General features: G+C 49.0%; 25 protein-coding genes. 6 read left to right on the top strand and 19 right to left on the bottom strand.

Annotation, left to right across the window (positions count from 1 at the left end):
* Position 1 precedes the first annotated feature (1 nt).
* The 3 genes from hutI to G9F75_RS00885 all read left to right on the top strand — a co-directional run bounded on the left by hutI (position 2) and on the right by G9F75_RS00885 (position 3,699).
* Complete coding sequence (gene hutI / locus G9F75_RS00895) at positions 2-1,267, top strand: imidazolonepropionase (RefSeq protein ID WP_109567320.1); 1,266 nt, start codon at positions 2-4, stop codon at positions 1,265-1,267.
* Positions 1,260-2,210 (top strand): formimidoylglutamase, encoded by a 951-nt coding sequence (gene hutG / locus G9F75_RS00890; protein ID WP_167408871.1) that lies wholly within the window; start codon positions 1,260-1,262, stop codon positions 2,208-2,210. Before hutI ends, hutG begins: the two co-directional genes overlap by 8 nt.
* Positions 2,211-2,280: 70 nt before the next feature.
* Positions 2,281-3,699, top strand: coding sequence for an amino acid permease (locus G9F75_RS00885; protein ID WP_167408870.1), 1,419 nt, complete (start codon positions 2,281-2,283; stop codon positions 3,697-3,699).
* A 39-nt stretch (positions 3,700-3,738) separates the two neighbouring features.
* Here G9F75_RS00885 and G9F75_RS00880 read toward each other — a convergent pair whose 3' ends face one another.
* The 7 genes from G9F75_RS00880 to G9F75_RS00850 form a co-directional block, all read right to left on the bottom strand.
* On the bottom strand, positions 3,739-5,040 hold the full coding sequence (locus G9F75_RS00880; protein ID WP_007614811.1) for a pyrimidine-nucleoside phosphorylase: 1,302 nt from the start codon (positions 5,038-5,040) through the stop codon (positions 3,739-3,741).
* A gap of 27 nt (positions 5,041-5,067) precedes the next feature.
* Positions 5,068-6,249 carry a NupC/NupG family nucleoside CNT transporter gene (locus G9F75_RS00875; RefSeq protein WP_004393280.1) on the bottom strand — a complete coding sequence of 394 codons (1,182 nt, stop codon included), beginning with the start codon at positions 6,247-6,249 and terminating at the stop codon, positions 5,068-5,070.
* A gap of 92 nt (positions 6,250-6,341) precedes the next feature.
* Positions 6,342-7,010 carry a deoxyribose-phosphate aldolase gene (gene deoC, locus G9F75_RS00870; RefSeq protein ID WP_004393277.1) on the bottom strand — a complete coding sequence of 223 codons (669 nt, stop codon included), beginning with the start codon at positions 7,008-7,010 and terminating at the stop codon, positions 6,342-6,344.
* 90 nt (positions 7,011-7,100) lie between these two features.
* The gene (locus G9F75_RS00865; protein ID WP_025650021.1) at positions 7,101-8,042 is read right to left on the bottom strand and encodes a DNA-binding transcriptional repressor DeoR; all 942 of its coding nucleotides are present in this window, start codon (positions 8,040-8,042) and stop codon (positions 7,101-7,103) included.
* Positions 8,043-8,112: 70 nt separating this feature from the next.
* Positions 8,113-8,925 carry a sugar-phosphatase gene (gene yidA, locus G9F75_RS00860; protein ID WP_014419274.1) on the bottom strand — a complete coding sequence of 271 codons (813 nt, stop codon included), beginning with the start codon at positions 8,923-8,925 and terminating at the stop codon, positions 8,113-8,115.
* Positions 8,926-8,993: 68 nt separating this feature from the next.
* On the bottom strand, positions 8,994-9,518 hold the full coding sequence (locus G9F75_RS00855; protein WP_063636552.1) for a hypothetical protein: 525 nt from the start codon (positions 9,516-9,518) through the stop codon (positions 8,994-8,996).
* Positions 9,508-9,927, bottom strand: coding sequence for a lipocalin family protein (locus G9F75_RS00850; protein WP_007407821.1), 420 nt, complete (start codon positions 9,925-9,927; stop codon positions 9,508-9,510). The genes G9F75_RS00855 and G9F75_RS00850 overlap by 11 nt, the downstream gene beginning before the upstream one ends.
* A gap of 110 nt (positions 9,928-10,037) precedes the next feature.
* Here G9F75_RS00850 and G9F75_RS00845 point away from each other — a divergent pair, with 110 nt between their 5' ends.
* Together G9F75_RS00845 and G9F75_RS00840 are read left to right on the top strand one after the other, a co-directional pair.
* Positions 10,038-10,424, top strand: coding sequence for a hypothetical protein (locus G9F75_RS00845; protein WP_014419276.1), 387 nt, complete (start codon positions 10,038-10,040; stop codon positions 10,422-10,424).
* A 160-nt stretch (positions 10,425-10,584) separates the two neighbouring features.
* Entirely contained in the window at positions 10,585-10,947 is a 363-nt protein-coding gene (locus G9F75_RS00840; protein ID WP_007407823.1) for a hypothetical protein, read from the top strand.
* Between the two features lie 50 nt (positions 10,948-10,997).
* On the opposite strand, the gene G9F75_RS00835 is transcribed toward G9F75_RS00840, so the two are convergent.
* The gene (locus G9F75_RS00835) at positions 10,998-11,390 is read right to left on the bottom strand and encodes a hypothetical protein (RefSeq protein ID WP_007407824.1); all 393 of its coding nucleotides are present in this window, start codon (positions 11,388-11,390) and stop codon (positions 10,998-11,000) included.
* 129 nt (positions 11,391-11,519) lie between these two features.
* On the opposite strand from G9F75_RS00835, the gene G9F75_RS00830 reads away from it, so the two are divergent.
* Positions 11,520-12,482, top strand: a complete 963-nt coding sequence (locus G9F75_RS00830; protein WP_043020879.1) for an iron-hydroxamate ABC transporter substrate-binding protein — start codon at positions 11,520-11,522, stop codon at positions 12,480-12,482.
* A 40-nt stretch (positions 12,483-12,522) separates the two neighbouring features.
* Here the strand turns inward: G9F75_RS00830 and G9F75_RS00825 are convergent, their stop codons facing one another.
* The 11 genes from G9F75_RS00825 to iolE form a co-directional block, all read right to left on the bottom strand.
* Positions 12,523-12,870 (bottom strand): YxeA family protein, encoded by a 348-nt coding sequence (locus G9F75_RS00825; protein WP_004393256.1) that lies wholly within the window; start codon positions 12,868-12,870, stop codon positions 12,523-12,525.
* Positions 12,871-12,883: 13 nt separating this feature from the next.
* Positions 12,884-14,752 (bottom strand): ABC transporter permease YxdM, encoded by a 1,869-nt coding sequence (gene yxdM / locus G9F75_RS00820; protein ID WP_121984289.1) that lies wholly within the window; start codon positions 14,750-14,752, stop codon positions 12,884-12,886.
* Positions 14,727-15,500: an ABC transporter ATP-binding protein YxdL gene (yxdL, locus tag G9F75_RS00815; protein WP_007614823.1), complete on the bottom strand. Its 774-nt coding sequence runs from the start codon at positions 15,498-15,500 to the stop codon at positions 14,727-14,729. Before yxdL ends, yxdM begins: the two co-directional genes overlap by 26 nt.
* A gap of 143 nt (positions 15,501-15,643) precedes the next feature.
* Positions 15,644-16,621 carry a two-component system sensor histidine kinase YxdK gene (yxdK, locus tag G9F75_RS00810; RefSeq protein ID WP_021494678.1) on the bottom strand — a complete coding sequence of 326 codons (978 nt, stop codon included), beginning with the start codon at positions 16,619-16,621 and terminating at the stop codon, positions 15,644-15,646.
* The gene (yxdJ, locus tag G9F75_RS00805) at positions 16,618-17,307 is read right to left on the bottom strand and encodes a two-component system response regulator YxdJ (RefSeq protein WP_004393241.1); all 690 of its coding nucleotides are present in this window, start codon (positions 17,305-17,307) and stop codon (positions 16,618-16,620) included. The genes yxdK and yxdJ overlap by 4 nt, the downstream gene beginning before the upstream one ends.
* A gap of 105 nt (positions 17,308-17,412) precedes the next feature.
* The gene (gene fba, locus G9F75_RS00800) at positions 17,413-18,285 is read right to left on the bottom strand and encodes a class II fructose-1,6-bisphosphate aldolase (protein WP_088056364.1); all 873 of its coding nucleotides are present in this window, start codon (positions 18,283-18,285) and stop codon (positions 17,413-17,415) included.
* 2 nt (positions 18,286-18,287) lie between these two features.
* A complete protein-coding gene (gene iolI, locus G9F75_RS00795; protein WP_012118841.1) occupies positions 18,288-19,130 on the bottom strand; it encodes a 2-keto-myo-inositol isomerase in 843 nt (280 codons plus the stop codon).
* 87 nt (positions 19,131-19,217) lie between these two features.
* The gene (locus tag G9F75_RS00790) at positions 19,218-20,087 is read right to left on the bottom strand and encodes a sugar phosphate isomerase/epimerase family protein (protein ID WP_167408869.1); all 870 of its coding nucleotides are present in this window, start codon (positions 20,085-20,087) and stop codon (positions 19,218-19,220) included.
* A gap of 19 nt (positions 20,088-20,106) precedes the next feature.
* A complete protein-coding gene (gene iolG / locus G9F75_RS00785) occupies positions 20,107-21,141 on the bottom strand; it encodes a bifunctional inositol 2-dehydrogenase/D-chiro-inositol 1-dehydrogenase (protein ID WP_014419289.1) in 1,035 nt (344 codons plus the stop codon).
* A 22-nt stretch (positions 21,142-21,163) separates the two neighbouring features.
* Positions 21,164-22,459, bottom strand: coding sequence for an MFS transporter (locus G9F75_RS00780; RefSeq protein WP_167408868.1), 1,296 nt, complete (start codon positions 22,457-22,459; stop codon positions 21,164-21,166).
* 12 nt (positions 22,460-22,471) lie between these two features.
* Positions 22,472-23,368: a myo-inosose-2 dehydratase gene (iolE, locus tag G9F75_RS00775; RefSeq protein WP_021494670.1), complete on the bottom strand. Its 897-nt coding sequence runs from the start codon at positions 23,366-23,368 to the stop codon at positions 22,472-22,474.

Below are 23,368 nucleotides of genomic sequence, written 5' to 3'. Positions count from 1 at the left end.
CATGCCGAAACAAATAGATACCATACTCACCAACATCGGCCAGCTGCTGACGATGGAATCCGGCGGCCCCCGATCAGGCGGAAGCATGCAGGATCTTCATGTCACAGAAGATGCCGTCATCGGCATTCACGACGGGCGCATTGTTTTTGCCGGACATCAAGGAGCGGAGGAAGGATACGAGGCAAGAGACATCATCGACTGCGGGGGACGGCTCGTCACCCCCGGCCTCGTCGATCCCCATACCCATCTTGTATTCGGAGGGTCCCGGGAAAAAGAACTGAATTTAAAAATTCAGGGCATGTCCTATTTGGATATTCTGGCGCAAGGCGGCGGTATTTTATCAACGGTCAAAGACACGAAAGCCGCTTCCGAAGAAGAACTGATTGAAAAAGGGCTTTTTCACCTCGGACGCATGCTGTCATACGGCATCACGACCGCGGAAGTAAAAAGCGGGTACGGACTCGACAAAGACACGGAGCTGAAACAGCTGACCGCGGCGAAAAAACTGGGCGGGCGCCAGCCGGTCGACCTTGTCACGACCTTTATGGGGGCACACGCCATTCCGCCTGAGTACCGGAACAGCCCTGACGAATTTCTGAATCGCATGCTGCAGCTTTTGCCTGAAATAAAAGAAAAAGGCCTCGCGCAATTTGCCGATATTTTCACAGAAACAGGCGTCTTTACCGTCAGCCAGTCGCGGAACTACCTGAAAAAGGCGTCTGAAGCTGGTTTCGGCCTGAAAATCCATGCTGATGAGATTGACCCGCTCGGCGGCGCGGAATTGGCGGCAGAACTGCATGCTGTTTCTGCCGATCATTTGGTGGGGGCGTCTGACGAAGGCATCGAAAAGCTAGCGGAGTCCGGAACGATCGCCGTCCTGCTGCCGGGCACGACTTTCTATCTCGGCAAACACACTTATGCGAGAGCCCGGAAGATGATTGATGCGGGCGTACGGGTCAGTTTGGCGACTGACTTCAACCCGGGCAGCTCACCGACGGAAAATCTCCAGCTCATTATGTCGATTGCCGCGCTTCATTTAAAAATGACCGCAGAAGAAATCTGGCACGCTGTCACCGTTAATGCCGCGTATGCGATCGGAAAAGGCGAAGAGGCCGGACAAATTAAAGCCGGACGGGCGGCTGACATTGTCATTTGGGAAGCGCCGAATTACATGTATATCCCGTATCATTACGGCGTCAATCATGTCCGCCGTGTCATCAAGAACGGAAAGACGGTCGTTTCAAGGGAGGGAGCCGCTCTTGGATAAGTATCCGTTTCTGCAAAAAGCCGGCTCCCTCTTCAACGACCGCCATGTGACAAGGATCGGCGATGTGACGGAAGCGTGGGCGGGACAAACGATCAAAGGGCCGGCTTTGATCGGCGTTCCGCTTTCTAAGTCGTCAATCAGCCATTCCGGCGCCTGCTTTGCACCCGGTGCGATCCGCCGGGCGCTCGGCGGCATTTCCGCATATTCCGCGAAGCTGCGGGAGCATGTCATTGACCATCTGTACGATATCGGCGATATTCAGATTCACGTCACGGATGTCGTCACATCTCACGAACACATTTATCGGACCATTTATGATATTCTGACGGATCAGCCTGACTGGGTGCCCTTCATTCTCGGCGGCGACAACTCCATCAGTTATTCCACCATTAAAGCCATTGCGGAAACGAAAGGAACAACGGCCGTCTTTCAATTCGACGCCCACCACGACGTCCGCAACACAGAAGACGGAGGGCCGACAAACGGCACGCCATTCCGCCGGCTGTTAGATGAAAATATCATAAGCGGACAAAACCTGATTCAGCTTGGAATCAGGGAGTTCAGCAACAGCTTGGCATATGAACAATATGTAAAAGAGCGGCAGGCAGACGTGCATACAATGGAGATGATCCGGGAGAAAGGGCTCCTCCGAACGATACAAGAGGTCTTGCCGGCCGTTCAAAAAAGAGCCGACACCATTTTTATTTCGGTTGATATGGATGTGCTGGATCAAGCTCATGCGCCCGGCTGTCCTGCGATCGGCCCCGGAGGTCTGTATACCGAAGAACTGCTTCAGGCGGTCAGGTTTTTAGCCCAGGAGGCTGACATCTCAGGTATTGAGATCGTTGAGGTTGATCCGACACTTGATTTTCGCGATATGACAAGCCGGGCAGCCGCACATGTCATTTTACATGCATTAAAGGGATTTAAATTGTCACGTTAAAGTCAAATCCGGCACGCGTGCTCTCGGCTGCCGGAAGATTCTCACGCCACGCAAAAAGGGGGAGATCACGATGGATGTTGATCAAGGCGGCAATCAACTAAAGCGCACGATGAAAAGCAGGCACTTATTTATGATTTCATTGGGAGGGGTCATCGGCACGGGGCTGTTTTTGAGCACAGGGTATACATTGAGCCAGGCCGGGCCGGGCGGGACGATCGCCGCCTACTTAATCGGCGGCTTGATGATGTATCTTGTCATGCAGTGTCTCGGAGAATTGTCAGTAGCCATGCCTGTGACCGGTTCATTTCAAACGTATGCGACAACGTTTATCGGGCCGTCCACGGGTTTTATGGTCGGTATCATGTATTGGGTGAATTGGGTGGTGACGGTGGGATCGGAGTTTACAGCTTCCGGTATCCTCATGCAGCGCTGGTTTCCCCACAGCAGCGTCTGGATGTGGAGCGCGATTTTCGCGGCTCTCCTTTTTGCCGCCAATGCATTCTCCGTTAAATTGTTTGCAGAAACGGAGTTTTGGTTTTCCAGCGTCAAAATCGTTACCATCCTTTTATTTATCATCTTAGGCGGCGCCGCGATGTTCGGTTTGATTTCATTGCACGGTTCGGGTGAAGCTCCGATGCTGTCGAATTTCACCTCACACGGCGGGCTGTTTCCGAACGGCTTTCTTGCGGTTTTCATCGCAATGATTTCCGTAAGTTTCGCCTTTTCAGGGACGGAGCTGATCGGAATTACCGCGGGTGAAACCGCCAATCCGGCAAAAGATATTCCGCGTTCGATCCGAAATGTCGCCTGGAGAACGGTCATCTTTTTTATCGGCGCCATTTTTGTGCTGTCCGGACTGATCTCCTGGAGGGAAGCCGATGTGATTGAAAGTCCGTTTGTCGCGGTCTTTTCCCAAATCGGTATCCCATACGCCGCAGATATCATGAACTTCGTGATTCTAACGGCTTTGCTTTCGGTCGCCAACTCCGGACTGTATGCTTCCACCCGGATGCTGTGGTCTCTTGCGAATGAAAACATGATCAGCGCCCGGTTCAAAAAAGTCACGCCGAAAGGCATTCCGCTGAATGCCCTGCTCGCCAGCATGGCCGTTTCCTGCATATCCTTGATCTCAAGCATCGCCGCCCCGGGCACGGTCTACGTGGTGCTTGTGGCAATAGCCGGATTTGCCGGCGTCGTGGTATGGATGAGCATCGCCCTGTCTCAGCTGTTATTTCGAAAACATTATGTGAAAAACGGCGGACGCGTCTCGGATCTGACCTTCCGCACACCGTTATACCCTCTCGTTCCGATCGCCGCCATGATCTTATGTTTCGCTTCATGCGTAGGCCTTGCATTTGATCCCAATCAAAGAATCGCCCTCTTCTGCGGAATTCCTTGTATGATCCTGTGCTATCTCATTCGTTTTTTGAGAAAGAAACAGCCGAAACAATCCGTCCGTGACATTCATTTGGATAAAACCATGCCATAAAAAAAGGCACATACTGATGAGGTATGTGCCTTTCTTCTCTTATTCCGTAATCAGCGTATGAATCAGTTTCGGCGCTTCCGCTTTTTCTGAGATGCGGATGTTGTCATAGACTTTGGCGGTCACGTCGTCAACGTTTTCGCGGTTGGCGTAAAGGGTGACGAGCGGCTCGCCTTTTTCGACGTTGTCACCGACTTTTTTGCGGAGCATAATGCCGACGGCAAGATCGATTTCGTCCTCTTTTGTCGCACGTCCCGCGCCCAACAGCATCGCTGCGACGCCGATTTCGTCGGCGACGATTTCTGAAACGACACCCGCTTCTTTCGCCGGAACGTCAATTTTGTACGCCGCCTGCGGAAGTTTGGACGGATCGTCAACGACGGAAGCGTCTCCTCCCTGATTGCTCAGGAACTCTTTGAACTTTTCAAGCGCTTTGCCGTTTTTCATGACTTCCTGAAGCTTCGTTCTCGCTTCTTCCAATGTCTCAGCTTTTTTCGCCAATACGACCATTTGGCTGCCGAGCGTGAGGACGAGTTCGTTTAAGTCTTCAGGCCCTTCCCCTCTTAACGTATCAATGGCTTCTTGTACTTCCAGGGCATTCCCGATCGCAAAACCGAGCGGCTGCGACATGTCAGAAATCACGGCCATCGTCTGGCGGCCGACGTTGTTTCCGATGCGGACCATTGCTTTGGCGAGGTTCACGGCGTCTTCATCCGTTTTCATAAACGCGCCGGCTCCCGTTTTGACGTCAAGCACGATAGCATCTGCTCCGGCAGCGATTTTTTTACTCATAATTGAGCTTGCGATCAGCGGGATGGAGTTCACCGTACCCGTTACATCACGCAGCGCATACAGCTTTTTATCGGCAGGCGTCAAGTTGCCGCTTTGTCCGATGACGGCTACCTTGTCGCGGTTCACAAGCTTGATGAATTCATCTTTTGATAATTCCACGTGGAAGCCTTCGATCGCTTCCAGCTTATCAATGGTCCCCCCCGTATGGCCAAGACCGCGGCCGGACATTTTAGCGACGGGAACGCCGAGCGCCGCGACGAGCGGTGCGAGTACGAGAGTTGTCGTGTCGCCGACCCCGCCCGTAGAGTGCTTGTCGACCTTAATGCCTTCAATGGCGGAGAGATCAATCGTTTCCCCTGAATTCACCATCGCCATTGTCAGATCTGCGCGCTCCTGATCTGTCATATCCTGAAAGTAAATCGCCATAGCCAGTGCGCTTGCCTGATAATCAGGGATGCTTCCGTCCGTGTATCCTTTTACGAAAAATTGAATTTCTTCTGTTGTCAGTTCTTTTCCATTTTGTTTTTTTACAATAAGATCTACCATTCTCATGATCTATCACCTGTCCTTCATTTATGTTCAGTGAATCAATCCGACGATCGCCGCTGTCAAGAAGCTGACGAGTGTTGCGCCGTACAGCAGCTTCAGACCGAACCGCGCGACGACGTTTCCTTGTTTTTCATGCAGCCCTTTCACCGCACCGGTAATGATTCCGATAGAGGAGAAATTCGCGAATGAGACAAGGAATACAGATACCACTGCCTGTGTATGCGCACTGAAATGGAAATCGCCGGATGAGAGTGTCTGCATCGCCACAAATTCATTCGATACCATTTTCGTCGCCATAATGCTTCCGGCGCTCACCGCTTCATTCCACGGAATACCGGTTAAAAACGCAAACGGCGCGAATACATATCCGAGCAGCGCCTGGAATGTAATGCCGAAGACCGCGTTAAAAACGCCGTTGACCAGGGCAATGAGTGCGACAAATCCGATCAGCATCGCCGCTACGACGACGGCGACTCTGAATCCATCCATTATATACTCACCGAGCACTTCAAAAAAGGATTGCTTTTCTTCTTCAGGAACGACGATCAAATCCTCTTCTTTGCTGACGGTGTACGGGTTAATGATAGAAGCGATGATAAATCCGCCGAATAAGTTCAGCACAAGCGCCGTCACGACGTATTCAGGCTTCAGCATCATCATGTAAGAACCGACGATCGACATTGAGACCGTCGACATTGCGGATGCGCAAAGCGTATATAAGCGCTGTTCAGTAAGATAACCGAGCTGTTTTTTCAAACTGATAAAGACTTCTGATTGCCCTAAAATCGCGGATGCAACAGCGTTGTAAGATTCGATTTTCCCCATTCCGTTCACCTTGCTTAACGCAAGACCGATATACTTCGTGATGAAGGGAAGGACCTTCCAATGCTGCAGAATTCCGATTAAAGCGGATATAAAGACGATCGGCAGAAGCACGCTCATGAAGAACGTCGTCTGTTTCGCATTCACAAGCCCGCCGAATACAAAGTTAATCCCTTCTGATGCATATTCCAGCAAGTAGTTAAATCCTTTTGCAAAACCGCCGACAAGAAAATTCCCGATACCGGTGTTGAGGAGAATATAACCGAGAATCAGCTGCAGCACGAGCATGACGGCGATCGGCCGGATTCTGATTCTTTTTTTGCCGTTGCTGGCAAGCCAGGCAAGACCTAAAAACACAATGATTCCGATAATTCCGATGAGATACTTCATATGTGTTCTCCTTTTATTTGTATTCGCTTACAATTTTTTATGCATCAACAAAGAAAGAGGATGGCGGAAGCTTTCAGCTTCCGCACTGCTGATTAATAGTCGCTGCTGCCGCTGTCTCCGCCGCTCACGATAGAGACGCCCGCACTTGCGCCGATCCGGCTCGCGCCCGCAGCGATCATGCTGTCAACATCAGCTTTTGTTCTGATGCCGCCTGATGCTTTGACCCCGATGTCCGGTCCGACTGTTTTTCTCATAAGAGCGATATCTTCAGCCGTTGCCCCGCCTGTAGAAAAACCGGTAGACGTTTTGACGAAATCGGCGCCTGCTGATACCGCTAAGCGGCACGCGCGCTCTTTTTCTTCATCTGTCAAAAGGCATGTTTCGATGATCACTTTGACGAGCGCTTTTTTATCAGCTGCTTCAACTACCGCGCGGATATCAGCTTCAACCGCTTCATCATCGCCGTCTTTTAATGCGCCGATATTGATGACCATGTCAACCTCAGTGGCTCCTTTTGAGATGGCATCCTTCGTTTCAAATGCTTTTGTTTCCGATGTCGTTGCGCCGAGAGGAAATCCGATAACGGTGCAAACGTCAACTCCCGTGCCCTTCAGTTCCTCCGCTGCGAGTTTGACCCAAGTCGGGTTTACACAAACGGAAGCGAATTTATATTCTTTTGCTTCTTTTATCAGTTGTAAAATATCTGCTTTTTGTGTATGCGGTTTCAAAGCAGTATGGTCTATTTGACTTGCAATTGACATTGTATGCACTTCCTTTTTCCTAGGATACGTTTAGAATAACCGAATTTTGAACATATGTAAATTGGTAATTGAAATTATGTTCATGAATTGTCACAATTCTTGAATGAGTTTTTTGGCCGTATGCTGATCGGTAATCAAAACGTTGGCGTACTTTCCTTTCAGGGCACCGTGAATGGCCTTGCATTTTCTGCTGCCGCCCGCCACCAGAATCGAACGCTCTTTCATTTTCAAGTCGCTGAGCTCGACTCCGATCGTCCGGCCGTTAATGCTGCTGCTGCAAATCCTGCCTTCCGCGTCAAAAAAGCGCGAACAAATATCGCCGACTCCGCGTGCTTTCAGTAATTGTTTCTCTTCTTCCCGGAAATAGCCGAGTCTGAAAAGCAGCGCCTCATCCCGGACGGTTCCGACCGTAAACAGGGCGATATTGGCTTGTCTGCCCATTTCAATGATCCGCTTAATATGTCTGTCCCGCTCGACCATCTGTTTCACATCGGCGCTGTCAAATATAACCGGCAGCGGCAAATACCTCGGCATCGTCTGAAATGCTTCGGCGAACAGCTGAATCGTTTCTGACGAATACGTATTGACATTGGAATGACTGATGCCGCCTTTCAGCTGCACGACTTCAACGCTCTTTACCTGCTTCGGCTCCATGCGGCTTGCGATCTGGTACATCGTCGTCCCCCAGCTTACGCCGAGTATATCGCCGTCCTTTACGGTTTTATGCATATAGTCTGCGCCATAGCGGCTTAAGTAATGTGTAATGGCCTGGTAATCGTCGCTTGGAGAAAAGACGACGTGCGCCTCAAGCAGCCCGTATTTTTCTTCCAGCTTCGCGCCTAGTTCGTCCAGATCCTCAAATGGGTCCATGACGCGAATTTGCACATACCCTTTTTCCTTTGCGTACTGAAGCAGCCTTGAAACGGTGGGGCGTGACAGATTAAGCCGTTCGGCGATCTGCTGCTGGCTGTAATCTGATTGATAATATAGTTTTGCCGCTTCTATGCTGAGCTGCTGTTTTTCACGATCCATGTCGCGCCTCCCCTCTCCGCTTATCATATCACCAAAATACGCGGTAAAAAAGCACCCTCTGATGGGGTGCCTATTTTTTCAGCACAAGCTCCTGAATCGCATGCGCCACGCCGTGTTCGTTATTTGATTTCGTTTCAAAATCGGCAATCTCCCTTACTTCCGGGATGGCATTGGCCATTGCCACACCGCAGCCGGCCCACTGAATCATGGACATGTCGTTGCCGTTATCGCCGATTGCCATGACGTCTTTCTGTTCAATGCCGAGTTTTTCGGCCAGCAGCTTAACCGCGTTTCCTTTACTGACTTTCGGGTGAAGAATCTCATGGAAGAATGGCGCACTTTTGACCATTGTGTATGTTTCTTTGAATGATTCCGGAATGGAAGCGATCGCTTTCTCCAGCTTGTCCGGATCGTCAATGAACATGACTTTCGGAATCAGAATATCCTTCGGCACTTCATCGATCGTGCGGAAATGAAGCGGCACTTTCGTAATGTATGATTCGTATACCGTGTATTCACTGATATCCCGGTTCGGCGTGTACAAATTGGCTGTGTCAAAGTAATGCATCGGAGTATCCAGCTGTAAGCTCAGCTCGTAAAGCGACTTCAAATCCTCAAAGCCTAATGACTGCTCGGCCACGACACCGTTTGTATACGTATTTTGGACGAGTGCGCCGTTATAGGCAATCACAAAGTCGCCTTCTTCCTGTAAGTTCAGCTCTTCCAAATACCGACGCACGCCGCCGATCGGCCGGCCCGTGCACAGGACGATATTGACCCCTTCCGCTTTGGCGGCATCAAGCGCCCCGCGGACTTCAGCCGTCACTTCATGATGATCGTTTAGTAGTGTTCCGTCCATATCTATTGCGATTAACTTGTACATCCTGCATCTCCTTTGTATCCTTTTCTTCTTATGCTTTCATCATATCGTTTTTTCGTTTCAATGAAAAATCAAACGGACAAGTTTCTCCGCCTTCTCTTCGTATACCGGGCCTGCCTCCGGATGCGGGGCCGTCTTTTCCCCTTGTCAGCTTGTTCGCCGCCGTCGTCTGTTTTCTGCTTCAAGAGCATCAGCCCCGCCGCAAAGAAAGGGACGGCCGCTATGTCCAGAAGGGCAAGCTTTATTCCCATCGCTGCGGGAAAGTATGCCCATAATGAACGGCTGTTCCGCCTGATCATGATATAAGAAACGATTTCCAGCAGGATAAACAGAGCGTTCACCCACAAGTAAATGAGCATTGCCGCAAACAGAAACAGCAGAAGCGTATTCCGCAGCGTGCCGGAAAACAGAAGAGCGCGCATCATATCAAAGAATGAAAAAGACTGCATGCTGCTGTTGACGACATTGGGATTGTAAATGGTAAAACGCCCGAACTGATCAAAAAGCATAAAAAATAACCATAACAGTGAAAACCATTGAATGATATGTACGATGACACCCGTCAAAACGAGTCTGTCGGCAGCCTTATTTCTCATGTGCATCCTCCCCGCCGGTTTTTATTCTTGTCATTGTTTTTGTTTCTCCGTATATCTTCCAAATGAGCGTACCGTTTTTTCCTCTTTTCAACGTGCTTTTGACGGGGTGCGGATGTCCGAGGTATTCAATCTCGATCGTCCCGTCCGTGTTTTGTGAGATCACCTTGTACACATCTGAGGGCATGGCAACCTCGCCGCGGCCTTGAATGACCTGCTTTGTCAGCACGCTGTCTTTCGTAAACGTGACGGTTTCAGATCTGACCCCGTCCATCGGGCCCGGTTTCAGCCCTGCATCCCATGTCCCGTAATAAAAAGGGGTATCGTCTGCTTTCTTTTGCGAGCAGCCTGTTATCATGACGCATCCGAAAACAAGAACCGTCATGATGAAAATCCGTATGTTCCGCAACATGATCACCTTCCTTTGAAGCTTTTTTACGCCTGTAACTTAGGCAGATGCCGTGGCACTGTGCAATTGACTACATAGTGTATAAAGACTTCACTAGATAAGGAGAATGATGAATGAACCCATATCAGTACTACACCCCGCCTGCCTATTTCCCTCAGCAGCAGGAATACGAAGTGAACCGCGTTGAGTATGAGCCGTATCAGCAGCAGGAAAGCTATTATTATGCGCCCCCTCAGTCTGAAGAGCGGCAGCCGACGGCTTTAGAACGGAGAGTCGCCCAGCTTGAAAGACAAAACGCCCAGCAAACGAGAGAGCTCACCCGCCTCTCACAAGAAGACCAGCGCCAAAACCGGGAAATCACGCGTATGAATGAGCAGATCAGACGGCTGAGCCAGTCCATTGAAATCCATACCCGCCGCTTAAACCGTTTGAATCAGCGCCTGCGCGCAGTCGAAAACAGACTCAATATTCCTTTTCACGCTACAGAAGGCGGCTTCTGAGAAAAAGGGCCGGAATACAAAGCTCGACAGGCCATCCCGAGCCTTGTATTCCGCTCTGTACATAACAGGTAAATATTTGAATCCTTTTCTTGCATGAATGCCTCTCCTATTCTTTCACATGATAAATGTGTAAAATCAATCACTCCAGGAGGTCTTCATGATGTATCAAAACCAATACAGCGGAAATCAGCTGCAGCAATGCCGCCAAACAGCACAGCAGCTTATTCAGCAGACACAGCAAAGCAGTCAGCAGTACAAGCAAATGCTCCAGCAGGAACAGCAAAACATTCAAATGCTTCAGCAGATGCTTAACCATGAACAGCATGCCGTTCATACCATTCAGCAAGCGCTGCAGGGGCATGAAGCGGCCATTCAGAAATGCCAGCAAATCGTGAATGTGTGCAATCAGCTTCAGCAGGAAGTAAGCGGACACATGCCTGCACCGATGGCAAACGCTAATGTTTCTTCATTCCCGCAAACACAGCATCACACACCGTTTCAGCAGCACTCATACCAGCAATAGGCCGGTCATGCAAATGACAAAGCGCGAGATACCGGCTTTGTCATTTGTTTTTATCTCTGTTTTGTCAGATCAATGCGATGAGCGGGTTTTCCGCCGAATTTTGCTTCCGCCTCATGCCTTACCGCTTCAAACGCTCTTGCTTCGACGTTTTGTTTAAACACATCAAGCTGTATCAAATAAGCCGCCCGCACTTTCAGCCCGTGGATGATGGAGATGACCCATAAAGGCAGCACGATATACACGCCCGGCGTGCTCGGCAGCACAAAAGCAATTGCTAAAATAATAAAATAGATAAGTCCGTATTTCAGCCATTTTTTGTTCTTGGCCCGGTAGCCGATATAGAAAAAGGCCAAGAAAGCGGTCAGCGCAAACGGCGCAAAAGTCAGCAGCAGCCACCAGCTGTGCAGCACTTCCCACCAAGTCCCTCTTTTCGTAATCAACATTCATTCCTCCTCCTTTACTACTATAACATGGATAATCAAGGAAGGATTTCTATAAAAAACATAGACGGAATGACGTCTTCCTGCTATATTAATAATGATAATCATTATCACCGAAATAGGGGGATCATTATGAAGAAACAATCATGGCTGATCGGCCTGGCACTTCTGCTTGTTTTCGCATTAAGCGCTTGCAGCGGCGCGAAGGAAAACAACGGATCGGCATCAGGCAAAGGAAAGACAGACATGCGTACATATGAATCAACAAAAGGAAATATTGACATACCCGCACATCCGAAACGGATCGTCACTGATTTTTATGCAGGTGAGCTGCTGTCCGTTGACGCAAATGTCGTCGGGGCGGGCTCATGGGCTTTCAAAAATCCGTTTATCAAAAAACAGCTGAAAAATATCACGGACATCGGCAATCCCGTCAATGTGGAGAAAGTGATGCAGCTGAAGCCTGATTTAATCGTGCTGATGAAGGATGACCAATACGAAAAACTATCGAAAATCGCACCGACGATTGTCATTCCTTTTAACACCGCAAAGAATACGAAAGATACGGTCAGCCTATTCGGCGACATTGCCGGGGCGAAGGATAAAGCCAAAAGCTTTATGGCAGACTTCAACAAAAAAGCCGAAGCGAATCAAAAGCGCCTCAAAAACGTGATCGGCAAAGACGAGACAGTCGGCCTTTATGAAACGACGGATAAAGGCGAAATCTGGATTTTCAATGACAATTCCGGCCGCGGCGGCCAAGCCGTTTATAATGCGCTCGGATTGAAAGCGCCGGCCAAAATTGAAAAAGACATCATGAAAACGGGCGCCATGAAACAGGTTTCCCAAGAGGTCATCCCTCAATATGCGGCTGATTATATGTTCATTACCGATTACAATCCGAATGGAGAAAGCAAAACATTTGAGCGTCTGAAAGATTCATCCGTTTGGAAAAATCTCGATGCCGTAAAAAACAATCGTGTCTTTATCAACGATTTCAACACCTTCTATCCGTATGACCCGATTGCCGTCAGCAAACAGATGGATATCATCACCGACATGCTGATCAAACGGGCTGAAGAAAATAAAAAATAAAAAAAGCGGCACAGTCATGACACTGTGCCGCTTTTCATGTTCACTTTAATTTTGACTGTACGGAGCCCGGCATATCTTCAAATCTGACTTCTTCCCAGGTCTCGACATACTTTCCTTTCGCCTTCACCTTCAAATACGCGTTCTTCCGAAGGTCTTTCCCGGCGAAAAAGGTCACTTCTTCTTTTTTCCCGGATGCGTTATATCCGTCTAATGTATACTCAGTACCGCCCGGGCTAAGATGTTTGCCATCTCGATCAATCTGTACATAAACATCTTGCTGGTGAATAAACGGATTAAATCTGTCTGTAACATCATTATGAAAAAAGAGAAGTCCGTATATGACGGCAGCGGCCGCCAAGACGGCCAGGATTGCCAATGCTTTTTTCATCTTTGCACTCCCCTTACTTGTTCATTTTTTTCAAATAGCTTGTCCGCACCGCGAGGAAGAACAGAAGTTGAAAGATGAAAAACCCTCCGATGGTCAGACTGAGCGGCCCCGCTACATCGGAATAGCCTTCCACGGCCAATGTTCTCAAAGCAAACAGCGTATGCATGACGGCAATGACAAATGGAAAGAAGAAAAGAATGGCCAATTGTATTGTCACGCTTTGTGCCATTTCACGCTCACTCAGGCCGATTTTGGCCAGTGAACGGTAGCGCTCCCGGTCCTCATCTAAATCGGTGAACAGCCTGAAATATAAGAAACTTGCTGCCGCGACAAAGAAGACAATTGCGATAAACAGGCCGATGAATAAACTCAGGCTCGGCAGCTGCACCGTATCATAGTAGGTGCCGGCTTTTGACATAAAATCAGAATGCACGTCGATATAGTTGCCGTAGATTTCATCTTTCAGAGATTGGCTGAACCCAAGACTGTCTTTCCAATGATCGTAGCTGTAGCCGTATAATGACGCTTTATCACCGAGTGATTTGAGCTGATCAAAGGTTTGATCGTTCACCGCGATGATGGCATTCAATGAGATCAGCGGTTTTTTGACTTCTTTTACCGTCAGTTTTTGGTCAGACGGCTTGCCTTTTTGGTTCAGCAGCTTCAGCTGATCCGGCGCTTCGTTTTTGAAATTGCGGTCATACGTGCCCGGGAAATAGACAGTCTCATCATGTTTCAGGCCGCTCAGCTTGACATGGAAGTATTTTGATACATCCGATTTGCTGATCATGTAAACAGGCGGAACAGTATCTCCTTCCTGATAGCGGACATAGGAAACATTTATTTTGTCTTTCTTATACGTAAAGCCGTGTGTTTTCAGTTCATGGTCAATATCTTTCAAATGAGTCTTTTCTTTTGAATTATTGCTGAAAGATACATACTCCATCTCATAGGCGGACTCTTCCGCCCCGACGGTCGATTTGTACATTGCGAGCACGCCTGTCGCAGTAAACGCAACCGCGGAAATAATGCTGACGATAAAGAACAGGCGGGCGTTGTCTTTTAAACGATAAACAAGGTCAGAAACCCAAATGACATTTTTCCCGCGCAGATAAAAGGTTTTCCACTTCTTCAGCGCGCGCAGAATCCAGATGCTGCTTTGGCTGAAAAAGAAATACGTGCCGATGACGGTAAGCAGTAAAATGATGAACGGTTGAGTCCCGTGGACATTGCCTTTCAGAACCATGCCGTACCCGCCGCAAAGACAGGCGATACCGAATAAGGACAGAAGCACGGACGGCTTCGGCTCCGGCTTGATCTTGTCAGTGCCCTTTATTAATTTGATCACCGTATTTGATCTGACAAAAAGGATCGTGAACTGCGATAAAAGGAAAAATAAGAGCAGAAATCCGCCGGCCGTAATGCCGAGCGCTTTCCAAGGCATGTACAGAGGCAGCGCGTCCATTTCTAAAATATAAGCGCCGACCGTAAAGAACGTTTTCGAAAAAATGAATCCTCCGATAATCCCGGCTGCGATCGACATGACGCCGATGATCATGTTTTCCGCCGTAATGAGCTTTCTCAGCTGCACCGGCGTAATACCCTGCATCAGCAGAATACCGAATTCTTTATTTCTCGATTTCAAAAATGCGTTAACCGAATACAGAACAAATAAGAAAGAAAAAACAAAGATCATCCATTCCGCGGCGGTTAAGCCTTTTCTGGCGATGTTATTCAGGTAGCCTTCTTTTAGTGCCGGATGAAACAGGAACATCGCAAAGGTAAAGAAAATCAAAACGGAAAAAGCGCTGCTTAAAAAGAAAGCAAGATAGGCCCTTTTGTTTCTCGTGACGTTTTTATAAGCGAACTGAAGAAAGGTCATTTGCGTTTCCCCCCAGCATAGACAGCACATCAAGAATCTGTTCATAAAAGACTTGGCGGTTTTCCCCGCGGTAAATCTCATTAAACAGTTCGCCGTCTTTTATAAAGATGACGCGGCGGCAGTAGCTTGCCGCAACCGGATCATGGGTCACCATCAAAGCCGTGATATGATCATCCTGATTCAGGCTCTGCATCGTTTCCATGACGTCTTTTGACGCTTTGGAATCAAGGTTGCCCGTCGGTTCATCGGCCAGAATGAGTGACGGCTTATGAATGACCGCTCTTGCGATGGCGGCCCGCTGGCGCTGTCCGCCGGATACTTCAAACGTCCGTTTGTTGAGCAGGTCTTCGATTCCGAGCTTTGCCGCGATGCCGTGCAGTTTTTCTTCCATGACAGACGGCGCTTCTTTTTCAAGCGTTAACGGCAGCATGATATTTTCACCGATCGTCAGCGTGTCCAGAAGGTTGAAATCCTGAAACACAAATCCGAGCTGCTTGCGGCGGAAATGAGCGAGCTTTGTCCGCTTCAGGCGGTGCGGGTTTTCTCCGTGAATCAGGATATCGCCTGAATCCGGACGGTCAATCGTTGAAATGATATTCAAAAGCGTTGTTTTTCCGGAGCCGGACGGTCCCATCACCGCCGTGAACCCGCCTTCTTCTATTGAAAACGAAATTTGTTTTAAAGCTTGATAGGACACTTGTCCTTTATAGGTTTTATTTATATGTTTGACTTCAAGCATATTCGCCATGAAAATCCTCCTTATGGTTTTATTCTTGTTGGTCTGGGCTGCTTTCATGTAGTGCCGGGGCATTTAACATAAAAATCCCCTTGACATAAATCCATGTTATCAAGGGGAAACAAAACGAGCTATGTTGTTTTCTTAACGCAGCCTTACATTTTTGTAAGAAATGAAAATCGGACCGATGTCCCTTCACCGGGGGACGAGCTGATGTCCACCGTATGATTGAGCTTGCCCGTAATTTCTTTGACGAGATGGAGGCCGATCCCCGTAGATTCTTGGAAACGCCGCCCGTTTTCGCCGGTGTAATAAGGGTCAAACACCCGCTTGATATCTTGCGAGGGAATGCCAACACCGTAATCTTTGACTTCAAGCACCGTCCTGTCTTCATCGCGGAAGACATTCAGCTCAAGTCTGTCACTCTTGCCTGCCGAATACTTGACCGCATTTGTGACCACTTGGCCGATCGCAAATTTGAGCCATTTCGCATCGGTGTAAATCTGATGATCATCGCGAATGTCCATTTTCGGATAAACGCGGTATTGAATAAAAAATCGTTTATAACTTTGAATAACCGATTGGAGAAGCTCTGATAAGGAAACCGCTTCGACTTTAAAATCCCGCTCAAACAGGTCGAGCCTTGATGAATAAAGAAGCGTCTCCAGCCCGAATTCAATCTGCCGAACCTCTTTTTTGATTTGTTCAAAGACGGGCTCATCTTCTTCCTGAATGATTAAATTAATGACCGACAGCGGCGTCTTTACTTGGTGCACCCATTGGTTCATATACGTCACCCGCGCGTCAAGCTTGGCTTCGGTCTCATGAAGCTTCTGGTGCTGCAGCCGGATCAGCTCCATCTGCTTTTCATACAGCTCTGAACAGAACACCGAAGAACCGAGATACGGGATGTCCGTCCCTTCCTGCTCCGAGCTGAGCCAATGGTACACGCCGCGGTCTTTGTACCAGCGATAGGCAAGATAACCCGCCAAAATAAGAAGCTGCACGCCCAATATGTAAAACAGGTGGGAAAAAGAATGAAGACCCGCAAACCAGTAATAAAAGAAGACAAACAGCCCTTGAAGGAGAAAAAGCAGAATCAGCACGGCATGAGACCGGAGAAACAGCTTCATGACAGCGCCCTCAGCTGGTAGCCTTCGCCCCGCACCGATTCGATGGAAACAGGCGCATTCAGCTCCCGCAGTTTTTTTCTGAGCCGCGTGATATACACGTTAAGTGTATTATCATCGACGAAAATGTCGGTGTCCCACGTTTTTTCCATGAGCCGGTCTCTTCCCGTCACCTTTTCTCCCCGCTCCAGCAGCACTTCCAAAAGCTTGCTTTCTTTTTTAGAAAGCTCACTTTTTTCGTCCTGAAAGCGCAGTTCAAACCGTTCCACAAAGAGCTGCACACCGGCATATTCAACCACTTTCTCTCCCTGCTTGGCAGCGTACTCTCCGTATGCCCTGCGGATCTGGCTTTTGATTTTCGCCAGCACAATATCATAAGAAAATGGTTTTTCGATATAATCATCTCCGCCGTTTTCAATCGCCATCACCTGATCCATTTCTCCGCTTCTGGCTGAGATGAAAATGATCGGGCTTGTAGAATGCTGGCGGATCTGGCGGCACCAATAATAGCCGTCATAAGACGGCAGATTGATATCAAGCAGCACCACATCAGGCTTTTCCCGCAAAAAAACATCAAGAACAGCCGTGAAATCCGCGGCGGCCACGGTTTGATATCCGTATTTTTCAAGGTAATTCTGCAATAGTCCGCGAATGTCTTCACTGTCTTCCACAATCATGATTTTATTCAAACTGAACCACTCCCGTTTCTTACACTGCTGCCATCATCATAATCGTTTCGGGCGTACGGGCGCAACACCGCACAAAAAACCGCCATCATGGCGGTTCTGTTTTCATCAGCCGACCTGCTGTTTTACGGCTTTACCGGCTGATCCGAACTCTCTCATTTTGCTTCGCACTGTCTCTTCCACGGCTTCAATGCCGGGTGACATGTAGCCGCGCGGTTCGTACAGATCGCCGTTTTCCTGAAACATGCGGCGTGTTTCGTCTGTCCAGGCTACCATACATTCCGTGTTGATATTGATTTTCGCGTGGCCGAGCGTGATGGCTTTTTTGACCTGATCCTGCGGAATCCCGGATGCTCCGTGGAGAACGAGGGGAATATCAGTCATGCGGGAGATAGCCTCCATTTCTTTAAATCCGAGATTCGGTTCACCTTGATATTTGCCGTGGACGGAGCCGAGGGCGGCGGCCAGCGCGTCGATATTGGTTTCTTTGACGATCCGCTCACATTCGGCGATATCGGCATAGCGGACCCCGCCGACCAGCCCGTCTTCCATGCCGCCGACCGTGCCGACTTCTGCTTCTACTGAGACGCCTTGCTTTGCCGCATAATCGGCGACTTCTTTTGTCATCGCGATGTTCTCATCAATCGGATGATGGGAGCCGTCAATCATCACTGAGCTGAATCCGGCGTCAATGGCCTGTCTGCAGCGTTCCGCACTGCTTCCGTGATCAAGATGGAGCACGACGGGAACGGTAATCGCCATTTCTTCCATTAACGCGCCGACCATGGCGGAAATCGTTTTAAATCCGCCTAAATAGTCGACCAGACGATCGGAAGCCGCTGCGATGACCGGCGATTGCTCCTTTTGCGCCGCTTGCAGAATCGCCTTCGTCCATTGGAGGCCGTTGATATTAAACTGGCCGACTGCATAATGCTCCCGTTTCGCTTCTGCAAGAAGATGTTTCATGGTGACAAAAGCCATGTTCACGCCTCCTTCATGAAGTATTTTGATACGACGGCTTCCGTTGTTTCCTTTGCCGTTTTGATCGTTTCCTCCGCAGTCAGCTTATAATATTCAGGTCTGAACAGCTCTACGGAGACAACATCATTGAATCCGATTTCTTTTAACGCTGACAGATGGGCGTCTAAGTCAATCGCACCCTGTCCAGGCCAGACGCGGTCTTCATCCGTTAAAAAGCCGATCGGGAAGTCCTCTGTATCGTCGATATGATAGATGAAAATTTTCTTTCCGTCCGCCTGCTTCAAGCTCTCAATATTGGAGCCCATCGCGTGGAAATGGAAACTGTCAAACACCAGTCCGACATTATCGCGGCCGACAGCGTTCACGATGTCATACGCCTGTTCAAATGTATTGACCGTGCATTGCGGATGGCCGACAAATTCAAGGGCAATGTTTACGCCGTACGGCTCCGCGATGTCCGAAAGCTCAGTCAGCACCTCTGCGCTGCTCTTTTTGATCTCTTCTTTCAAGATTTTCCGCTCTGTCACAAGCGGCACGGCCACTACGTATTTCACGCCGAGCGTCCTGCAGGTTTCCATCATGCTTTTGAATTCCGAAATGATCTCCCTATAGCCCTTCTCATCACGGTTGTTGAAGAAAACCAGTGCGTTCAGGGCAAGCGGTTTAATGTGATGGGTTCGAAAATATTCCGCCAGATCGGCCAGTGAATGGTCTTTTAAATATTCCGGCAGCTTATCCATTGTGCGGATTTCAATATAATCATAGCCGTGCTTTTCGCACAGTTCTAAATCCTGTTTCAGGTTTGAATTCTCCAGCGTAGTCGCTTCATTAAAGCAAAGTTTCATGTCAGCCTCTCCCATCCGCGTTTTCGATATGAAGGGAGTCCGGCTGGAGGGCTTTTTTGCCCCGCTCCGCCGAACTCCGTACTCAGCTTATGCCATACCCAGTTCTTCCTTTAATTTCTTAAGCGTGGTCCGGCTTGATTCATCCGCTCTTTCGCCGACCCAAGCAAAAACGGCGTTCGTCGCAATTCCGTCGAATTTCATCTCTCTCATCTTTCTGAAAATCGTCTCAAAATCAACCTCGCCTTGCCCGATGTCCAAATGCTGGTGAACCGTTACTTTCGCATCAGGCGGGTTGACGATGTAACGCAGGCCGTGCGCCGCTTTATGATTAAAAGTATCTGCAAATAAAACATGTGTAAGGCGGTCGCCGGCTTCATCAAACATGGTCGCAATATCGCCTTTTCCGTCATCATAGAAGAACGTATGCGCAGTCGAGTAGACAAGATTGATCCAATCCTTATCAAGCGCGCGGATCATATCCATCGCGCCTTTGTGCGTTTCGATAAAATCATACGGGTGAGCCTGAAGATTGAGTTTAACGCCTTCTTTTTCAAAAACGGGCAGCAGTTCATCCATGGATTTGATGAATTTTTCTTCACTTGTCAAAGGATCATATTTTGAACCGCTGAATTCACTGTTCATCAAATCCACTTCAAGTTCAACCGCAATTTCGATCGCCCGTTTCCAGTTGCGCACGGCGGCCTGTCGGCGGTCTTCATCAGGACCCGCCCAGTGGTAAAGCGGAAGAAGAGAGGACAGCTTCACACCTGTATCCTTTAAAAGGCGCTTCAATTGTTTGATTTTTGCTGAATCGATTTTCGGATATTTGTAGAAAGGACAAAAATCCTCGCGCGGGGACAATTCGATATATTCATATCCGAGCTCCGCCGTTTTATAGACCATTTCCTCTAACGTTAAATCATCGCGGTACATGGATGGATCTAAGGCCAGTTTCATTTCTTTCACTCCCGATCTATTATTTGTTCACAGTCGTAAATGATTGGTAGAATGCCGGTTTCTCTTGCAGCGCCACAGGCTCTTTCTGCCCGGATTCCTGAGCTTTTACGCACGCGTCAGTTGTCACCGCGGCAATATAACCGTCCCATGCCGTCGGACCGCTGACTTCGCCTTTTTTCCGGATCGAATCAATGAAGTCTTGAATTTCCACATCATACGCAGCCACAAATCGGCGCTGCCAATCCATCAGGATATCGGTGCTGAATGTCCCTTCTTTTCTCAAGCTGATGCTTGACGGTTCCGGAAGCTTGATGACGCCGTCTTCCCCGACGATCTCACATTGAATGTCATAGCCGTATTTACAGTTCACGTAGATTTCGGCATTGATGACGATGCCGCCTTTTGTTTCGATGATGACCATCTGCGGATCTTTCAGATGCGGCAGCGCATTTTTTGATTTCTTCGGATAGATGACCTGTACGGATTCATAGTCGTCATTGACGAGCCAGTGGAGGACATCAATTTCATGAACGAGCGTATCGACGACGGCCATGTCCGTTGAATAATTCGATGCGACTGTCGGGTTGCGGTGCGCACAGTGAATCATCAGCGGCTCGCCGACCACGCGGTTATCGATCGCTTCTTTCAGCTGAACGTAACCGCTGTCATATCTGCGCATAAAACCTACCTGCACCAATCGTTTTCCCGTCTTCATTTCTTCCTCGACAATGCGCATACAGCCTTCTGCCGTTGTCGCAAGCGGCTTTTCACAAAACACGTGCTTGCCGTGCTGAATCGCTTTCAAAACGCTGGACTCGTGAGCCGGGCCCCAGCTTGTCACTAAGACGGCATCCACATTTTCAGCAGCGAGGAGGCTGTCGTCATCAGGATAAACGGAGGCGTTCAAATTGAAATCCTGAACGGTCTGCTGCGCGGCCTCCTGATTCACATCTGTGACAGCGGTAATTTCCGCTCCGGACAGCTTATTTGTGATGCGGTTGATGTGCTCTTTTCCGATAGCACCGGTTCCGATAACACCTATACGTAAATTCATTGATCGCCACTCCTTCTGATAATCAAATAATGGTTCTCGTCTTTCTTTTCTCGCTGCCGTCCTGAGGAGCGCCGTAAAGTTCCTCCTGTATCTGTTCAAGCGACTTGCCGGACGTACTCGGCGCGAAGACAAGTCCGATGATCATACTGGCCGTCACACATATGAGCAGAATACCGGCCATAAAACCGATGCCGAATTGTGACATGATGACCGGCACAAATAAACTCCAAATGCCGATTGAAATACGGACGAGAAAGAACATGAGCCCTTGTGCTGACGCTCTGTATTCTGTCGGGAACAGCTCGCTTGCCCACAGCTGGTAGTTCGCCTGCTGGCCGGCTCCGTTATTGATGCCGATCGCTAAAACAAACAAAAGCAGCATCGGGAGCCCCTGAAACGGCAGTAAAAACAGCGACCAGCCGACAACGGCCATAAAGGCGCAAATTCCGAACACCGTTTTCCGATATTGATCTGCAAAAGGCATGAAGATACAGGCGACGCCGAGCCCGGTGAAGATAAACAGGGCCATCTGCAGAATGTTGGCCGTATTTGCGGATACGCCGCCGACCTGCTGGTAGATGTACGGCATGAAGAATCCCATGACGCCCGCGGCGAGATTCCATACGAGAAACACACCCATTAAAAACAAAATGTTCTTGAAAAATTTCGGCTGAAGCAGGTCAAAATAAGATGTTTTTTTCACGGCGGCAGGCCGCTCTTCACTGTTTTTCCAGGCATCCGACTCAGGTAAACGCTTTCTTATCACATATGTGATCAGGGCGATCACCAATAGATGCGCAAAGACAATTTTATTTCCTAAAAGCCCGAGGTCACCGACCAAAACGGATAACAGCAGAACCACAACGGCTCCTGCGGCCCACGCCACCTGCGCCACTCCGCAATGCCTCGCCCGGTTTTTCTCGGGGGCGTTTTCCGCGATAATGGTCCATGAAGCCGTAATATCCGCGCCTACAGAAATCCCGATAATCATGTATCCGCATAACAGCATGGGAAAGTTGAATCCAAACAAAACCAAACAAATTCCTAAGGCGTAGACGAGCATACTGTTTGTGTATACAGCTTTTCGGCCGACCTTATCAGCCAAATACCCGCCGAGCAGCGCTCCGATGGCCGCTGATATCGCGTTTGCGCTGAAGGCGCCGAGCAATCCGATCTGGCTGTCGGACAGCTTTAAATAGCTGACCCACATAGATAAACCCGCTGATCCTGCCACGATGGAACCTGCATCAATGTAATTGGCTAATGCTGCGGCGATGGTCCTTTTGCTGAAAGCTGATTCCGCCTTGGCACTATTCATATAAGTCCCCCTCTAATTTGCAGGATCAAGCAGTTCACTGTCGATGTACTTTCTCGCAATCAGCGCGTACTCAAGCGGATTGGCGACTGCCGGGTCTTGTTCGGCTTCGATGACGATCCAGCCTGAATAATCATGACGGACGAGCGATCGGTACACTTCGGTAAAATCGATGCATCCGTCTCCGGGAACCGTAAAAATGCCCTGTAAAAACGACTGCCTGAATGACTTGCCTTCCTGTCTGCACCGCTCCATAATGTCAAACCGCGCGTCCTTGAAATGAACGTGTCTGATCCGATCCATATGCTTGTTGAGAATTGTCATATAGTCTCCGTCCGAGATATAGGCATGCCCGGTATCATAAAGTAAATGGACATACCGCGGGTCCGTTCCATCCATCAGCCGGTCAACTTCTTCCGCCGTCTGGACGCCTGTGCCGAGATGATGATGAAAAACCATGTCCAGCCCGTATTCGTCAGCGATTTTCCCGAGACGGTTCAAGCCCTGGCACAGCGTATCCCATTCTTCATCTGTGAAGTGCGGTTTTTTCTTAAATACATCAATGTCCAAGCCTTGAACACTGTACGTCTGTTCAGAAACGGTGGCGACATCCGCTCCGACTTTCTGCAAATAATCACAGTGTTCTGTAAATTGTTCAGCCGTTTTTTCAATACCGTCTTGAATGATAAAGCTGCTGAACCATTTCCCCGCAATCCGCAAGTTCCGGAGAGCCAGCTCCTTATTGAGGACGGAGGGTTCAGGGAAAAACCCTCCCACTTCCGTACCTTGAAAGCCGGCGACAACAATATCGCTTAACAAATGCTGCAGCGTATTCCCGGCTCCGATTTCCGGCATATCGTCATTGCGCCACCCAATGGGAGCGATGCCCCACAGAATATCTTGTTTGCCCAT

It is taken from the genome of Bacillus sp. EKM208B, assembly GCF_011800725.1.
GTDB lineage: Bacteria > Bacillota > Bacilli > Bacillales > Bacillaceae > Bacillus > Bacillus velezensis.
This window is presented reverse-complemented; position numbering and strand designations above follow the sequence as displayed.

Bases quoted from the DNA above. Each gene is read 5' to 3' on its own strand.
- hutI (WP_109567320.1), top strand. From the start codon at position 2: ATGCCGAAACAAATAGATACCATACTCACCAACATCGGCCAGCTGCTG.
- G9F75_RS00885 (WP_167408870.1), top strand. From the start codon at position 2,281: ATGGATGTTGATCAAGGCGGCAATCAACTAAAGCGCACGATGAAAAGC.
- G9F75_RS00880 (WP_007614811.1), bottom strand. From the start codon at position 5,040: ATGAGAATGGTAGATCTTATTGTAAAAAAACAAAATGGAAAAGAACTG.
- G9F75_RS00875 (WP_004393280.1), bottom strand. From the start codon at position 6,249: ATGAAGTATCTCATCGGAATTATCGGAATCATTGTGTTTTTAGGTCTT.
- deoC (WP_004393277.1), bottom strand. From the start codon at position 7,010: ATGTCAATTGCAAGTCAAATAGACCATACTGCTTTGAAACCGCATACA.
- G9F75_RS00865 (WP_025650021.1), bottom strand. From the start codon at position 8,042: ATGGATCGTGAAAAACAGCAGCTCAGCATAGAAGCGGCAAAACTATAT.
- yidA (WP_014419274.1), bottom strand. From the start codon at position 8,925: ATGTACAAGTTAATCGCAATAGATATGGACGGAACACTACTAAACGAT.
- G9F75_RS00855 (WP_063636552.1), bottom strand. From the start codon at position 9,518: ATGAGAAATAAGGCTGCCGACAGACTCGTTTTGACGGGTGTCATCGTA.
- G9F75_RS00850 (WP_007407821.1), bottom strand. From the start codon at position 9,927: ATGTTGCGGAACATACGGATTTTCATCATGACGGTTCTTGTTTTCGGA.
- G9F75_RS00845 (WP_014419276.1), top strand. From the start codon at position 10,038: ATGAACCCATATCAGTACTACACCCCGCCTGCCTATTTCCCTCAGCAG.
- G9F75_RS00840 (WP_007407823.1), top strand. From the start codon at position 10,585: ATGTATCAAAACCAATACAGCGGAAATCAGCTGCAGCAATGCCGCCAA.
- G9F75_RS00835 (WP_007407824.1), bottom strand. From the start codon at position 11,390: ATGTTGATTACGAAAAGAGGGACTTGGTGGGAAGTGCTGCACAGCTGG.
- G9F75_RS00830 (WP_043020879.1), top strand. From the start codon at position 11,520: ATGAAGAAACAATCATGGCTGATCGGCCTGGCACTTCTGCTTGTTTTC.
- G9F75_RS00825 (WP_004393256.1), bottom strand. From the start codon at position 12,870: ATGAAAAAAGCATTGGCAATCCTGGCCGTCTTGGCGGCCGCTGCCGTC.
- yxdM (WP_121984289.1), bottom strand. From the start codon at position 14,752: ATGACCTTTCTTCAGTTCGCTTATAAAAACGTCACGAGAAACAAAAGG.
- yxdL (WP_007614823.1), bottom strand. From the start codon at position 15,500: ATGGCGAATATGCTTGAAGTCAAACATATAAATAAAACCTATAAAGGA.
- yxdK (WP_021494678.1), bottom strand. From the start codon at position 16,621: ATGAAGCTGTTTCTCCGGTCTCATGCCGTGCTGATTCTGCTTTTTCTC.
- fba (WP_088056364.1), bottom strand. From the start codon at position 18,285: ATGGCTTTTGTCACCATGAAACATCTTCTTGCAGAAGCGAAACGGGAG.
- iolI (WP_012118841.1), bottom strand. From the start codon at position 19,130: ATGAAACTTTGCTTTAATGAAGCGACTACGCTGGAGAATTCAAACCTG.
- G9F75_RS00790 (WP_167408869.1), bottom strand. From the start codon at position 20,087: ATGAAACTGGCCTTAGATCCATCCATGTACCGCGATGATTTAACGTTA.
- iolG (WP_014419289.1), bottom strand. From the start codon at position 21,141: ATGAATTTACGTATAGGTGTTATCGGAACCGGTGCTATCGGAAAAGAG.
- G9F75_RS00780 (WP_167408868.1), bottom strand. From the start codon at position 22,459: ATGAATAGTGCCAAGGCGGAATCAGCTTTCAGCAAAAGGACCATCGCC.
- iolE (WP_021494670.1), bottom strand. From the start codon at position 23,368: ATGGGCAAACAAGATATTCTGTGGGGCATCGCTCCCATTGGGTGGCGC.